Source organism: Paraburkholderia sp. UCT31 (genome assembly GCF_014397655.1).
Classification (GTDB): Bacteria; Pseudomonadota; Gammaproteobacteria; order Burkholderiales; family Burkholderiaceae; genus Paraburkholderia; species Paraburkholderia tuberum.
Window position 1 is genome coordinate 25,427 of the sequence record NZ_VZQP01000063.1, and the last position, 13,783, is coordinate 39,209.

Here is a 13,783-nt window from a genome sequence, read left to right on the forward strand (position 1 = left end):
GCGCCGTCTGACCAACCGATTTGTCGATGAAAGACTTCCTCTACGATTTCGCGGGACACAACGTCTCCCTGTTCCTTGCCATCAACGGCCATCACTACCCGAGCGTCGTCGGCCTGCTCGCGCTACTGGCGGCGTTCATCTTCTCGCCGCTGCTGACGATTCCATATGGCATGCTCCTGACGTGGTGGCTTCGCCGTCGACGCGAGCAGGCGCGCGCCGCCATTCGGCCGCAGGACGTACGAAGGGTCAATATCGCACTCACCAACACCTGGCTCACTTTGCTGGTTGGCTCACTGCTGGTTGAAGGACTCAAGCTGTACTTCCACTTCCCGAGGCCGGTTGGCGCGCTGGGGGCGTCAGCGGTGCACGTCATCGGCCACGCCTCGCTCGTCGGTAGCTTTCCGAGCGGACACACGACGCTTGTTGCGATGCTGGCAGGAATTGCATGGCCGATGTTGGGGCGGTTCGCCAAGGCGGGCGCGGTACTGCTCGTCGTCGCGGTGGCGCTCTCCCGCATCATCGTCGGCGCGCACTTCCCGGCGGATGTTATATACGGCGCCGTGCTGGGCGGTTTTCTGGCAATAGGTGCCCGCGCGGAACTGGAAAACTTTCATCAGCGCGTCCCTAGCTGGAGCGCCTAAGTCCTGCGAGCGCGAAGCGGTAAAACCGGGGTAACGCAGGGAGTCTGGAAAACCGGGTTTGGCACTTCAAACTGAGACCAAATCCGGGTTCTGAAAGCGTCGCGGCGACCGTGACGCGTTGCGCAGTCAGGCCGGCACCACCGTTAGTCCTTTACCCAGAGGTGCTTCGTGACCCCGTCGCCCAACGCACGAACGATACGGGCTGAAACGGCCGGCCACTTGCCGTTAGCCAACCCACAGCCAATCAGCGGGAAGTGAATGTCGGTCAGCTTGTGCTCCTCCGCGAGCGCGCGCACCTTCACGAAGCAGCTTTCAAGTCCGTCGTAGTCCACGTACACGACATTCGGGTCCCTGCCGTAAAACTTCTGCGTGATTGCGTTCACGACAATGAGAGCCGCCCCTGCGCTGTCGCGCGAGATAACCACAGGAACGATATCCCCGACGCGTAGACCCTTCGCAAGGTATTGCGCACGATAAGCCTTGAAAGCGGCGGGATACTTGCGCTTTACGACATCCGCCAGGCCCGACCCCATGACGCCCTGGGCGTTGCAGCCGTGCACAAGGACTCCTTTCGTTACGGTGAAAATGTCAGCGTGGTGGGTTTGAATCGTAGATGTCATTGAGAAGCGCTTTACAAAAAAAGACAACCATGGGCGTGCTATCATTCTAACACTCCGTCAACTCAGTGCGTCGTTCGTTACGAGTCTAAAAACGGTGTCGAAACATCCAGGTGGCGCTCGAAAGCGCAAACAATCAACGTGACCAGAAGGGCTTAACAAACATGAGCTTTACAATCTACGCCGATGGTAGTTCGCGCGGAAATCCTGGAGCCTCGGGGTGGGGTGTCTTTGTAAAGAACGAGGTAACCGGCGAAGAAATCGAACTCTTCGGCGGTGTTGCGCGGGCGACCAACCAGCAAATGGAGCTCACCGCCGCAATCGAAGCGCTGAAGTCGCTGCCTGCCGGCCAGCGCGTGGTGTTGCACACCGATTCGCAATACGTGGTGAAAGGCATCAACGAATGGATTGCCGGCTGGAAAAAGCGCGGCTGGGTTAACGCGAAAAAGGAGCCGGTGGCTAACCGTGAGCTGTGGGAAGCGCTCGACGCGCAGAACGCCCGCCATACGGTCACCTTCCAGTGGGTGCGTGGGCACAATGGCAACGCGGGCAATGAGCGCGCTGACAAGCTCGCAAACAAGGGCGCTGCGCTTTACCTCTAACCGGAGTTCTTGGTCAATCACCCCGCCCTGAAGGGCGAGGCTTGTAAAAGAGCCTGAGGTTGACCAGCCCTAGGCCCCAGCTGTAGGGGGTCTACGTTGTACAGAGGTTAAAGACCCACTCCGGAATGCTTCCTCAGTTCCGGACGCTGGAACCTGCGACCGCAGACACGCTTCGGGTAAGCACGAAACGGGTCGCGAGGATGCACCGCTGTACAACATGGGCGAGGGGAGCGAAGCCGCAAGGCTTCCGTCACAAGGTCCCGTAAGGGACAAAGGAGAATGGATGTCGGTGTTGGTACTGGATAAGCGGGGCAGGCCGTTGATGCCGTGCAGTGAGCGGCGCGCGCGCCTGCTGCTTGCGCGGGGTCGCGCTCGCGTGCATCGGGTGGTGCCGTTCGTCATCCGGCTGACTGACCGTTATGCCGAAGACAGCGTGTTTCAGACGCTGCGCGTCAAGCTCGACCCTGGCAGCAAGGCGACGGGCATTGCCCTGGTGCGGGAAACCGGCTCGGGCGTCGCGGTGTTGAATCTGTTCGAACTGATGCATCGCGGCCGTCAGATTAGCGAAGCGCTGACCGCGCGTCGCTACTTTCGGAAGCGTCGGCGCAGCGCGAACCTGCGGTATCGCGCGGCGCGCTTCAACAACCGCAAGCGGCCCGAAGGCTGGCTCGCGCCGAGCCTGCAGCATCGCGTTGACACGACGATGACATGGGTCAAGCGGCTGATGCACTGGGCGCCGGTCTCGGCCCTCTCGATGGAGCTGGTCAGGTTCGACATGCAGGCGATGCAGAACCCCGAAATTTCCGGGGTGGAGTATCAGCAAGGCGAACTGGCAGGCTACGAGGTTCGCGAGTATCTGCTCGAGAAGTGGGGGCGGCAGTGCGCGTACTGCGACGACAAAGGCGTGCCGTTGCAAATCGAGCATATCCTCGCCCGCGCGCGCGGCGGCTCCAACCGCGTGTCAAATCTCACTATCGCGTGCGGCCCGTGCAACCTGCTTAAAGGGGCACTGGACGTTCGGGAGTTCGTCAAAGACGAAACCCGTCGCAATCGTATCCTGGCGCGCGCGAAGGCGCCGCTGCGCGACGCTGCGGCGGTCAATAGCACCCGCTGGGCGCTGCTCGCGCAACTCCGGACAACCGAGCTGTGCGTTGAAACCGCCAGCGGCGGTCGCACGAAGTGGAACCGCACTCGCTTCGAGATACCGAAGGCGCATGCACTCGACGCGGTCTGCGTCGGCGATGTCGGCTCGGTCGAAGGCTGGCGACGTCCGACGCTCGAAATCAAGTGCGCGGGTCGCGGCAGCTACCAGCGCACGCGCCTCACCGCACAGGGCTTCCCGCGTGGGTACCTGACGCGCCAGAAGCGCGTACATGGCTTTCAGACCGGAGACCGCGTGCGCGCTGACGTGCTGAAAGGCAAGAAGGCCGGTATCTACGTCGGTCGCGTTGCAGTGCGCGCGACAGGCAGCTTCAATATTCAGACGCCGCAATGCGTGGTTCAAGGCATAAGTCATCGGCACTGCAAGGTCGTGCAGCGCGCAGATGGCTACGGTTATCAACTCAAGAAGCAGCCGGCTTCGCCGGCTCTCCTTTCCTCCTCGTCCTGAAGGACGAGGTTTCCAGGAGCTTTATCAGGATGAGCAAGAAGTTGCCGACGGCTACCGCGCGGCCGAGCCTCTCCCGGGTGATTGGCGAGAAGGTCGCGTCCATCCACCTGCCTGAGTTCGACACGCTCTCCGAGGACGACCTTGAGGAGATGAAGTACCGGTCACCAGTGGCGCCCTTGCAGGTGCACAACAACGTGGTTAAGGCGCTCCAGTTCGTTAGCAAGGCGGCAAAGGATGCAGACGCCGAAACCGCCGCAGAACTGCTACGCGGCGCCAACACGCTGCGCGAGGCCGTCGGCATCAAAATCAAGCCGTTGGAAGTCGTCTAGCCTCGAGCTGTTCTCCCGTCCGCCGGCTTTATTTTGCTTGCGGAAGCTGTGGCCGGCGCGCCGCCAGCGGTAGGTGCGTGGATGCCGTCGCCTGTCTTGAGTCCGCAGTAGACGGCCACCGCCAGCAATGCGGTGAAGACCGTCACGGGACCAAGCTTTTCGGCGGCCATGCCGAAGCTCTCACGGAACGACATGGGTTTGACTGGGGTTGAGGTGGAAGCATTATCCGACATGATGTGCGTGGTAAGTATTCTGTTTCGTTGAGATGGTGTGAGCGCGCCGCCGGTCAGTAGGAAGCGCCGTCGTGTAGGTTTAGCGATGGTGCTTATCCGTCAGCTAGCCCGCCAGCCTGCGCGCCCTACTCTTCGGTCATGCCTTCTTCTCGCGCCGCCCACGCGGAGCGGAGCGACCTAAGCTCATGCGAGGCGGGGGCCGAAGGAGGTTTTCCCCAGTTGGGTAAACGCATGTGTATTGGCGCGCCGGTGTGCCAATGGCCTATACAGGGTATCTATCCCCTCCGGAGCCGCGCGATGATACTGGACAAGTCCGAGCTGCATTCGCTGTTAGGCGCCGCTGCCGCGTCGACGAAGCCTCGCGACAAAGAAGCCCCTAAGTCGCCGCCCGCACAGGCGGCCACAGCCTTGTCGACAACCGGCGAAACCCCGTCTGAACCCCACGCTGCCTCACGCACGACGGCGCCGTCAAGTCCCCCGGCCCGCAAGAACGTCCGCGCCGCCGACAGCACCTCGCCGATAAACGTCATTCCGAAGTCGGCCGACAATCGGCCGGACCCCCGCTATACCGACGCCCATCGCGAACTCGCTTACGCGCTACCAAAGCTGTGGGCGCATGCGAAGAAGGAGGCGGAAAAAAACAGTGAGGCTCGGACGGCGACACGCCAGAAATTGCGCACGCTTATCGCATGGCTTGCACAGAAGAAAGGCTGGCAGGCGCTGGAGCGCGCTCCCATGAAGTATGCGAGGAATGGCGAGACCATTGATGGTCGGCTAGACGTCGCGATTTTTGGCAGCCAGACGACCGCCCTCCTCGGTGTCGAAATCGACTGGGGGCTTGAAGTGGGTTCGCTCCTGAAACTGCGAGCGGCGCACGAAAGCAAATACCCCGTAATGTGGGTTTGCGGCACGCCGGCGCAGGACCGGGAGTCCGCCCGCGAAGCCCGGAAGTTTGCCATCAAGGAGCTTGGCCGGGAGTCCGGCGAGTGGCTGCTGATTTATCACCTCGATTACGGGTGGGTTTGAAGCGCGCCGCCACTCGCGTTGCGGCCGTTGGACGGTGACTACACGAACGAGTAGGCCTAGTCGAACATTTTGAGGAAATTCTATGGAACATGCGAATCAGAAAGCGGTAGCAGCAGGCAAAGCGGCGGTCGACGCACACACCAACGCGCTCGGTATCGAGGGCGCGCCGCACATCCAGGTCTGGCAGCTGCTCGGCTCACTTCTGGAATACTGTGCGGCGTACAACGTCGACTTCAACGAGCAGCTGACCGACGTGCTCAACACGATGGAAGGCGGCGAAATCCAGGTCCCCGCCTGGCAGCGAGCGCATTCGCAGTGGGTGCCTCTCCCGGTTAGCCCGGTGTCCAGTGCAAAACCGGAACCGACGAACGGGGAGGTGCGTGGTTGGTTCGACGTCAATGCATACAGCACCAAGGAAAACTACGAGGGTCCCGACCTTGCCGCCGAGATTCTCGACGGCTTCCACAAGCTGGATGACGCCAAGTCGTATGCGGACGACGCAAAGTTCGCGGATTTTTACGAGGTCGAGGTGGTCGCTTATGGAGAGCACGCCGAGTACGAACCGGGCGAAACGGTGTATTGGCGTTTCAACCGCCACTTCTAGAAACAGTAGCTAATTTCCGCTCCCCGCGCCGTTTCGGCCGGGGAGTTTTCTTTAAGCCCTAACCATCGTTGAATGATAAAAGACCTCTGCCGCATAGCCGTTGTAATGTCCGCTGTCTTTCTAATGCGCGATATTTCCGCAAGGGAGCTGACAGCTTGTTCCCCGCACGAAGGATACCCCTCCAGTGTGGCATCGCGCGTGCAAGCCGCGAGCGCAGGACGAATTTCGGCGGGTCCCGCGATATCCCTGCGCACCCTACCAAAGGAAGCGTGCGACGGCGGCGCAAATTGTTGGGTTCGAGGGACATCGCCCTTGGAAAGTGCGGTCCAAGGTGTCGAACTTGGCCGCAACGATTCATGGGTCTGTGTCGCTGTCCCCGGAAAGCGCCCGCTCGAAGTTTGGTACGGCTGGCTGCCAGACCGACGATGGCAAAGTAAAGACTCGTGGGACGAGTTCACCAATCGATGGGTCGGGGTTTGGCAGAATGAAGACGCCAAAATTAAGATTCAATCGCTATCGGGGCAGAGCCTGTCGGCTACGGGTAACGCGATATGGGGGAACCATTTCGGAGACTTCGGACTCACTGGTACTCCATCAGACGGCGTCCTTTCAACGAGCGCGAACGCCCAAGCGCCCTACTCCTGTCAAGTCGCTCTGCGCCTCGTGGGGCATCTTCTGGTGGCAGCAGACGACGGACAGTGTGGTGGTATGAACGTGACGTTCGATGGTGTCTATCGATTCCGACGCCGTCCACATTAAACCGCCATCGGCGTGGCGAGCGATGAGAAGATAGTTGTCTGTTCGGTCGTCGACCGTCTCGGGGGCGTGCTTTGAGGTACGCTTGCAAATTCGTGGACGGCTGGAGCATGCAATGCAGGCGGTGGCAGACTTACGGCGGCGCGGGTCAGAGACCTTCCGTTGGCATCAGGACGTGTACGACATCAGCGCTTTACTTCAAGACCTCGAGCGCGGCGCAATCACGGGCCTCGGTACTTTTCTGAATCGCCACGAGATTGAAGTCTATCGCGCGTTTCTGGAGGGAGCACCGCATCCCGCGCTTCCTGTCGGCACCGCGCCGTCTATCGATGTGGACGTGTCCTACGCATCGACATTGCGGGAGACCGACCTCGAACGGCCAATCATCCTGCTTCACGTCGGACACGACCAAGGCACGATTGAACTGGCCGACCTGGAATGCGGATATAACTTCGTGGTGGGCGACGGGAACCATCGCCTGATTCGAGCATATCAGGTGCAGCTTGCGGAACTGCCTATCATCGCCATCCTCGAGGCGACCGCAAAGCGATACCGCAGCCCATTGGACGTTAGCGCGCCGTAGCGCCGCGTTACGACAGCGTTTTCCCTAACTCAACGGGACAAGGCAACGTGGACGGAACACTCGCCCAAATCGAAGAACCGGAGGTCGGCTCGTCCGGCTATTTCGTCTGGGCGAAGTTCGGTGACGAGGAGTTCCTGTCTCCGGGTCCCGGCTCGTTTTACGTCGAGCTGGAGACAGCGTTGGCTATCGGTGTCGTCTGGCTGTTTCGACGCGGCGCGGACAACGTCAAACGGTATCGATTTGATGTCCGCAGGCGCCGGCGTGAAATCGCTCGAATAGGCATTACCGTTCGCGGAACGCCTGAGGCAATGTTGGTTGTGTGTCGGGAATACTTTCCTCGTTTCGACACAAAGGTGGTCGCGCCGCCCGCGCGGAAGTGGTGGTGGCCACCCGCATAAGTGCCATGCTGCCAGTTACTAGACTGTTCTTTCACAACGGTAAGGACAGTGACATGGACTTGGCAGGCTACAACGTATTCTGGAACGAAGCACAACCGGCGATGACCGCCAAACTCGAAACGCTCAGCGCTCTGCTGCGCGAGTCCACAAGTCTCAATGTTTCGAAGGCTTATGAGGCGGGCGACGAAGAGTTCAGGATGGTCGTTGACCTGACTGACTCGCGAGGCGTAACCGTTCTGAGTATCGAGTTCACGCTCGGGGACTCGGATGTGCGCGATTCGTCGACGTCTGACGGCGAAGCAGGCGTGTCCGTCAGCATGAGCCTGACTGGCTTCGGGGCGCTGGTGCTGGGAGGCTACTACCCGTTCAACTACAGTGACGAGGCTTTTACGAGCGACGTCTCCGAGATGCTCTCGCGTATCGAAGCGCTGGATTGCGCAGAGACGGCGCGCTACATCGTCGACGAGGCCCTGCAAAACAAGGCGCTGAACCGGGAACTTGAGGCTGCCTGACGGCATTGCGCTGTCGGCGACATCCCTGCAGCATCGATGTTATTCCATCCCTCGGAGCGACGCTTCGAGGGATTTTTACTGCCTGGCGCGCCTCTCGCGACGCTTCAGCGATGGTCGCGTCCGCGTCCCGAGCAGGTGTCCGTTTTAGGGGTGATACTCCTCCTGCTTTTAGGCAGGGTGTCCGATTCCTGTCCGTTTCTGAGCTCGCCTCGTCCGAAAGCTGCACGATTCTCTCGCGGCTCATCAGCCAAGTCTGCCGCCGTCCGCATTCGCTGCGGCTGGGCGCGGCTTCGCTCGACCGATAGACGGCGCGCCCTCGTCGCTAGACTCACACAAGGCGTTCCTCTGCCTGTCGCGTGCGCCCGCAAGGGTACGGTGAAGTGGGGAGTCGGCACTTTCATCTTCTGATGACAGCAGCCTCTGTTTGGCAATGCACGCACCAAAGGACAATACAACGAGGCTGCGACCTCAACAGGAGCTACAAATGCAATTGGAAATTGATGCGAAGTGGGCAAAAGCAGCGGCGGCGCGAATCCGTGCTCAAGGCGGTCGTCTGGGTAGCCCGGAGATGATGTCACACAGCGGGTCGCTCGAAGTGCTGAGCCAGGTCCTGGGGTACAAAAACTGGGACACGCTTGCGGGTCTGCTGAACACCAGTACGTGGTCGATGCTGTCAGAGTCCGACTTGCAGCACCCGGTGCCTGTGCTTTTTCAGGCTCATGTTCCGGCCGGCGGAGTGCGCTTCGACTTTCCCTTGGCGGTCGAGGCGACGTTCACGCGAGCTCTCGTCGAACGGCTGCTGTATCTCGGCGTCAACCGGGTGTGGGGCGAGGACGAGCAGGAAGTCTGCGAGGTGGTCGGCGATATCTTCCCGGTGCTTTCGGGAAGGGAAGCGTATGTCGAGAATCAGCGCCTCGTCATCTGGGATGAGGAGTTCGAGGTGGAGTTCGATATTTACGTGGACGGCATCCACTGCATAGCAAAAACGACCGCGTGCAACACGCGGGTGTTCCTCGATAAGTTGAAGGCGTGGAAACCGGGCCGTCCGCCGGTGGTTGTTCCCACGACTGAGCACAACGAGCAGCAATTCCGCAGCGAGCTCGCCGAGCTGAGCCGGTAGAACGCAAGCAATGCGAGGAAGCGCGGGCGGCCTGAAACAGACCGCCCCGCGATGGAGACTGAGTGAGCTCACGTTTTTACTACACGTTAGTAGGTCAACTCACTTTGAAGGAAAAACGCCATGAACTCCATGAACCTCCGCTTTGCCCTGTGCAATCACGGCGACTTCAACACGGTTTTGCTGAAGGTGGAAAACGTTCCGGTGCTGCAAACCGAGCAGGCGACTAAGGCTTTCCAACTGCTCAAAGACGCCATGGTTCATCACTCTATTCTCGCCGAAGCACGCGAGGTGAAGCGCGAATCTGAAACGGGCCGCATCACGGACATCAGCTGGGAACTCGGCTACATGGCAGCGCCCCTCGTATTGTCGTTTGCACGTCGAGTGCTGCGTTCGTCGGGCATTCCCTTCAACGAATCGGATTACCGCACGGAACTTCAGGCAGCTTAAGCAACACTTCTGATTCAAGACCGCACAGCTCACGCTGCGCGGTCTTTTTGTTCGAGGATAGAACTGCAAGGGCGGCCCCCCGGATTCTCTACACGGCGTTATAAGGACAACTCCAGGAGCAACGTATGTCGAGTTTCGAAGTACCAACGCAGCGCGAAATCGTGGATATCCTCAAAAATCACCCATTGGTTCGACTGCGTAAGGATGTCGTTCGAGCTTTTCTGGTCGGAAGCTTTGCCACAGGGCGTTCACACGCTGAAAGCGATGTGGATATCCTGCTTGAGGTCCGTCCTAGTCCCGGTCGGACAGCGGCCGAGCTTGAGGACTACTACCGCCAGGGCCTGCGCGACTATTTCGTCAAACACGACATCCGGGGCAAGCAGGACAGCTTGCATCCGAACTGGTGTGGTCGGCGCGTCGATGTGTACTTCACCTACAACGCGGACCAGGAAAGTCGGCCCAAAGTAAGACTTGCTCCCTGAGCATCGAAAACAGCCTGAGAGACCGGTGCCGGCGAGGATAGTCGCCATTGGCCAACCAGAAGTTGATTGACTCTGAATCCCGCCGCGTTTGCGTGCGGGATTTTTTCATGCGCGTCGAGTTCGCCGCCGTGGTGTCCACGAGTGCCCTGCCCCAAGAGTTCCCCGCGATTTTCTCTCTATACTGGCTCAGGCCCCCTGTGCTGGGCCTTCCCCTCGCACCGAGCAATCGGACGGTAAACCAAATGCACGCAGGACTTCATCATTCAGATTGACCTTTTGCTAACGCAAGAGCAATCGGCAACGCGAGGACCCGTTTATCAGCGCTCTTGCGCAACCTTAAGGAAATCTTTGATATGTCACAGGAACTGAAACAACAGGCAACTCGCCTGGGCCTCATCTTCGCGCGTTACGGTATCGAGCTGTCCCGAGCCGAGAAGCTTTCGCTCATCGCGGAAATTCAAGGCCACAAGGGGTGGGCCACGACAGCAGGCATCTCAAAAGAGAAGCCCGCATCGAAATCCACGGAATCGACAGTGCGCACGCCATTCTCGCCGCTGCAGTTGCTGGCAGCAAAACAGTACGGGTTGGGCGACTATTCGAGGTACCGCTTCGAGGAGGATGTGGTTCCCGAAGAGGACTCGTTATTCGAGTACGTGTTGCTGGAGGCCCGGTTAGCTGGCGACGACATCGACGACTTCCTGTCGTCGATGCGTACGGCGGTCCATGACATTGAGGCTGTTATTGACACTGTCACGGACGCGGTGCCTGGGTTGGACTCTTCGGCGCCTTTCGCTCAAGATGGTTATGGTGGCCACGGCGAGGAACCGTTGACGTCGACAGCCGTTCGGTTTGCCGATGGTAGTACCGGCATCCGGGCGATGTCCCACATCGTCGACGCCGGCGGAGACGTGTACGGACGCGCAGCGCAGTTATGGCCGTCCATCGTCGGGCGTCTCACGAGTAACGTCGCGTTGCGGGAACGGCTCCGTGGTGCTGCTGGTGCCACCGGTGCATCGGTGGTTGTCTACGCAGGAGAAGCAGGCTTGTTGCTCGAGCACCCCGTTTGTGAAGCCGTCGCTGTGAGTAAGGAAGCGTACGAGGCAAGGCTCCAAAAGGTACTCGAGGCTCTCCGGTCGTTCGAGGAGAGCGGGCCCGGTATCAGAGCAGGTCTTGCTCGTGAACTGCAGGGCAATCCCGAGAAGCATGGCTGGTACGACGTGGCGTGGGTCTTCATCCCGGATGGCGCGCTGATGGAACGTAGTCGGGTCCAGAGCTGCTTTGAGACGCTGACTGCACTGTAATAGCTTTCTTTCGTGATTTGAAAGGCGGAGATTTTCTCCGCCTTTTCTTTTGGCTATGCGCGGCGTCCGTACTGGTGAGAGCGATACGCTAGCTTGCCGCCAGCTCGAGTTGCGTCTCAGGGAACGCGGGTGCTCGCGCTAGGCATCGCTGCCCGTCGAGCAGAAAGAATCGGCTGGACCGCATTCCGTACAGGCACTACTGGTGGGGACAATATGCTTATGCTTCAAAAAAGCGATTTCCATTGCACATGCTGCAGTAGATAAATCAGTAGCGTGCAGGGCAGTAAAATTGAATTCAAAATCCAGCTCACCAGAAAGACAGTCTGGCCAAAAGATTTTTTGCGCGTATGACAGATAGAGGCTGTGGACATCGGACGACTCCGCTCGGTGGCTGCGACGTCTAGCGAATCGCGGCATTCGTTTTATCCGCTTCAGTGAACGACCTCGGCAGGGGCAGCTCCCTCGAAGCGCCATTGCTCAACGGAGTCGCGTTACTCCTTGCGCCGGTGCGTGGCGCTCCCTATACGGATTAACCGGTAATCCGGCCGTTCAAACCGTTTAACACAAGGCCAAAAATGAAGATTCTTGACATCCTGCAACGTCCGGGCAACCCTCTGGACACCAGCTTCTATCTGCCAAAGATGTTGTTTGCCCTTTATCCGCTGGCGGACGCCGAGGACCTCGTCGCCGGTTTGCCGGATAACGTGGTTGACAAGGTACGTGACGAAAAGCGGCTCGTTGTCTTCGAACTCGGACATTCCGAGGAGGACGCTGTCTATCGCGTCGAGTTCGATGGCGAGCGCGTGGGACTCTTCACCAACGAGGACCCGACCCGGTGCCGTGTCACGAACGCGGCCGCGTATTTTCAGATGGTCGTGTACCTGCTCGCAAAATTACCCGACTATGGCATGAAGGAGCCGGCCGCCCACGAAGAGGACCTTGTGTTCGTCGACGAAGTTCTGCCAGACTCTCTCCGGTGGCTCGCGCCGGGCGGCGCGCTGACGCCAGCACGTATCAAGGTGTCGCGCTTTGCGACATTAGGCGACTGCTCAACGCCGCTCCTGGAACGTATGGGCGTGTCAGTGCAGGAGTGCGACGACCTTGTCGCGATATACGTCCCGGAGAGCTTCGGTCCGATGCCTGAGTGGGTGCGACGCGGCCATGCCTTGAAACAGGTGCGCCAGCTTTCGAAAGAGGAAAGGCCCTACAACTACAACCACGACCAGGACACTGCATGGCTTTACAAGGCGGTCGCGGACCGGAGTAAGCTTCCGCACGACGTGGCTCCTGCAGAGGTCTGAGCGCTGCGGTCTCTGCTCATCATTCAAACCCCGCCGCAAGCGGGGTTTTCTTTTTTAGTGGCCTGTAAAGAATGCGCAGGGATATTCATGTTGTAAAGGATTCGGGCGTTGGCTAAAATAGACGTCAACAATCAACTGAACCACAATGCCCCTCTCCTTGCCCGTTGATGCGACGCCATCCCGGTGCCTCGCGCCTCCTGTGCCCGTCGCACTACGTCGCGCGGTGCTCGAGCGCGTCGCGCATTTTACTGAGCGCGCGCGAGAGCTGTACGCGGCACCCCGGACGCCCATACGGATGCCGGCGGTAAGTTTTGAGCTGCGTGGCAGGGTCGGCGGAACCGCGAATCATTCGGAGAACCTGCTTCGGTTCAACGCACTGCTGCTGATGGAAAACGAATCTGAATACCTTCGGCAGATTGTGCCGCATGAAGTCGCACACCTGGTGGCGCACAGCGTTTTCGGCGCCGGTATCTCGCCACACGGCACCGAGTGGCAGTCCGTGATGCGGAAGTTTGGCCTCGAGCCATTGCGCACGCATAGCATGGATACGGCGCGTTCGCGCACCCGGCCGCCGCTTGACCGAATCGCATATATCTGCACTGGGTGCCGCAAGGATTACCAGCTAAGCTCGCGCATGCACGCGCGCGTAATGGCCGGGCGCGAGGGCCGTATCTGCACAGGCTGCAAACGCCCGTTGAGGCCGGTCGACCCGAAGCTCGTGCCTCGGGAGATGCCGGGATTCCGCGCGGCGAGTGCGCCCCGCAGCCCTTCGTTATCCCCAACGCCTCGCGGTGGTCCGATACGGGCGCAGTTACCTTCTCTGACGTCGCGACCACCGGTTATTCCCCCCACCGAAAAGCAGGTGCTGTTCGCCGCTTCTATCGCGAAGCAGCTGGGAATAGCCGTGCCGGCGCCTGCGTTGATAGAGCGCAAGGCCTGTTCGGATTTCCTTGCGCAAGCGCTGAAGCTGAAGGCGGAGCGTAGCGCGCGTTGATGGGCGGGCGTACGAAAATCCAGCAGTCGGCTTTGGCCGACGCGAAACACCGAGACGTAAATGCTAAAGCGGGTTATTGCTTGGTAATCGTCACGTATCCATCGCCCGTGTTTGTAACGCTGCTGGTAGTAAGCGTTCCGGTCGAGTAGGAACCGCCGCCACCGCCGGAGGCTCCGCCACACCCGCCGGAGTATCCGCCTCCACCTCCGCCGCCCCAGCAACCTGCTC

16 protein-coding genes are annotated in these 13,783 nt (G+C 59.8%); 15 read left to right on the plus strand and 1 reads right to left on the minus strand.

Annotated features, from left to right (window positions below; all coding sequences use genetic code 11):
* Positions 1-26: 26 nt before the first annotated feature.
* Positions 27-641, plus strand: coding sequence for a phosphatase PAP2 family protein (locus F6X40_RS35160; protein WP_187631036.1), 615 nt, complete (start codon positions 27-29; stop codon positions 639-641).
* Positions 642-784: 143 nt separating this feature from the next.
* On the opposite strand, the gene F6X40_RS35165 is transcribed toward F6X40_RS35160, so the two are convergent.
* Positions 785-1,201: a macro domain-containing protein gene (locus tag F6X40_RS35165; protein WP_222946255.1), complete on the minus strand. Its 417-nt coding sequence runs from the start codon at positions 1,199-1,201 to the stop codon at positions 785-787.
* A gap of 221 nt (positions 1,202-1,422) precedes the next feature.
* On the opposite strand from F6X40_RS35165, the gene rnhA reads away from it, so the two are divergent.
* The 14 genes from rnhA to F6X40_RS35235 all read left to right on the plus strand — a co-directional run bounded on the left by rnhA (position 1,423) and on the right by F6X40_RS35235 (position 13,555).
* The gene (rnhA, locus tag F6X40_RS35170) at positions 1,423-1,860 is read left to right on the plus strand and encodes a ribonuclease HI (protein WP_187631055.1); all 438 of its coding nucleotides are present in this window, start codon (positions 1,423-1,425) and stop codon (positions 1,858-1,860) included.
* Positions 1,861-2,143: 283 nt separating this feature from the next.
* Positions 2,144-3,469, plus strand: coding sequence for an RNA-guided endonuclease IscB (iscB, locus tag F6X40_RS35175; protein ID WP_187631038.1), 1,326 nt, complete (start codon positions 2,144-2,146; stop codon positions 3,467-3,469).
* A gap of 29 nt (positions 3,470-3,498) precedes the next feature.
* Entirely contained in the window at positions 3,499-3,798 is a 300-nt protein-coding gene (locus F6X40_RS35180) for a hypothetical protein (protein WP_187631039.1), read from the plus strand.
* Positions 3,799-4,328: 530 nt separating this feature from the next.
* A complete protein-coding gene (locus F6X40_RS35185; RefSeq protein ID WP_187631040.1) occupies positions 4,329-5,057 on the plus strand; it encodes a hypothetical protein in 729 nt (242 codons plus the stop codon).
* An 82-nt stretch (positions 5,058-5,139) separates the two neighbouring features.
* Positions 5,140-5,661 (plus strand): hypothetical protein, encoded by a 522-nt coding sequence (locus tag F6X40_RS35190; protein WP_187631041.1) that lies wholly within the window; start codon positions 5,140-5,142, stop codon positions 5,659-5,661.
* 871 nt (positions 5,662-6,532) lie between these two features.
* Positions 6,533-7,000: a hypothetical protein gene (locus tag F6X40_RS35195; RefSeq protein ID WP_187631042.1), complete on the plus strand. Its 468-nt coding sequence runs from the start codon at positions 6,533-6,535 to the stop codon at positions 6,998-7,000.
* Positions 7,001-7,047: 47 nt separating this feature from the next.
* The gene (locus tag F6X40_RS35200; RefSeq protein ID WP_187631043.1) at positions 7,048-7,398 is read left to right on the plus strand and encodes a hypothetical protein; all 351 of its coding nucleotides are present in this window, start codon (positions 7,048-7,050) and stop codon (positions 7,396-7,398) included.
* Between the two features lie 53 nt (positions 7,399-7,451).
* Positions 7,452-7,910, plus strand: a complete 459-nt coding sequence (locus tag F6X40_RS35205; RefSeq protein WP_187631044.1) for a hypothetical protein — start codon at positions 7,452-7,454, stop codon at positions 7,908-7,910.
* 484 nt (positions 7,911-8,394) lie between these two features.
* A complete protein-coding gene (locus F6X40_RS35210; RefSeq protein WP_187631045.1) occupies positions 8,395-9,030 on the plus strand; it encodes a glyoxalase superfamily protein in 636 nt (211 codons plus the stop codon).
* Positions 9,031-9,150: 120 nt separating this feature from the next.
* Positions 9,151-9,477, plus strand: coding sequence for a hypothetical protein (locus F6X40_RS35215; RefSeq protein ID WP_187631046.1), 327 nt, complete (start codon positions 9,151-9,153; stop codon positions 9,475-9,477).
* Between the two features lie 125 nt (positions 9,478-9,602).
* Entirely contained in the window at positions 9,603-9,959 is a 357-nt protein-coding gene (locus tag F6X40_RS35220) for a nucleotidyltransferase family protein (protein ID WP_187631047.1), read from the plus strand.
* Positions 9,960-10,312: 353 nt separating this feature from the next.
* Complete coding sequence (locus tag F6X40_RS35225) at positions 10,313-11,260, plus strand: hypothetical protein (protein ID WP_187631048.1); 948 nt, start codon at positions 10,313-10,315, stop codon at positions 11,258-11,260.
* Between the two features lie 575 nt (positions 11,261-11,835).
* On the plus strand, positions 11,836-12,561 hold the full coding sequence (locus F6X40_RS35230; protein WP_187631049.1) for a hypothetical protein: 726 nt from the start codon (positions 11,836-11,838) through the stop codon (positions 12,559-12,561).
* A 223-nt stretch (positions 12,562-12,784) separates the two neighbouring features.
* The gene (locus F6X40_RS35235; RefSeq protein WP_187631050.1) at positions 12,785-13,555 is read left to right on the plus strand and encodes a SprT-like domain-containing protein; all 771 of its coding nucleotides are present in this window, start codon (positions 12,785-12,787) and stop codon (positions 13,553-13,555) included.
* Positions 13,556-13,783 lie beyond the last annotated feature (228 nt).

Excerpts from the sequence above, each read along its gene's own strand:
- F6X40_RS35160 (WP_187631036.1), top strand. The coding sequence starts at position 27 with ATGAAAGACTTCCTCTACGATTTCGCGGGACACAACGTCTCCCTGTTC.
- rnhA (WP_187631055.1), top strand. The coding sequence starts at position 1,423 with ATGAGCTTTACAATCTACGCCGATGGTAGTTCGCGCGGAAATCCTGGA.
- iscB (WP_187631038.1), top strand. The coding sequence starts at position 2,144 with ATGTCGGTGTTGGTACTGGATAAGCGGGGCAGGCCGTTGATGCCGTGC.
- F6X40_RS35180 (WP_187631039.1), top strand. The coding sequence starts at position 3,499 with ATGAGCAAGAAGTTGCCGACGGCTACCGCGCGGCCGAGCCTCTCCCGG.
- F6X40_RS35185 (WP_187631040.1), top strand. The coding sequence starts at position 4,329 with ATGATACTGGACAAGTCCGAGCTGCATTCGCTGTTAGGCGCCGCTGCC.
- F6X40_RS35190 (WP_187631041.1), top strand. The coding sequence starts at position 5,140 with ATGGAACATGCGAATCAGAAAGCGGTAGCAGCAGGCAAAGCGGCGGTC.
- F6X40_RS35195 (WP_187631042.1), top strand. The coding sequence starts at position 6,533 with ATGCAGGCGGTGGCAGACTTACGGCGGCGCGGGTCAGAGACCTTCCGT.
- F6X40_RS35205 (WP_187631044.1), top strand. The coding sequence starts at position 7,452 with ATGGACTTGGCAGGCTACAACGTATTCTGGAACGAAGCACAACCGGCG.
- F6X40_RS35210 (WP_187631045.1), top strand. The coding sequence starts at position 8,395 with ATGCAATTGGAAATTGATGCGAAGTGGGCAAAAGCAGCGGCGGCGCGA.
- F6X40_RS35215 (WP_187631046.1), top strand. The coding sequence starts at position 9,151 with ATGAACTCCATGAACCTCCGCTTTGCCCTGTGCAATCACGGCGACTTC.
- F6X40_RS35220 (WP_187631047.1), top strand. The coding sequence starts at position 9,603 with ATGTCGAGTTTCGAAGTACCAACGCAGCGCGAAATCGTGGATATCCTC.
- F6X40_RS35225 (WP_187631048.1), top strand. The coding sequence starts at position 10,313 with ATGTCACAGGAACTGAAACAACAGGCAACTCGCCTGGGCCTCATCTTC.
- F6X40_RS35230 (WP_187631049.1), top strand. The coding sequence starts at position 11,836 with ATGAAGATTCTTGACATCCTGCAACGTCCGGGCAACCCTCTGGACACC.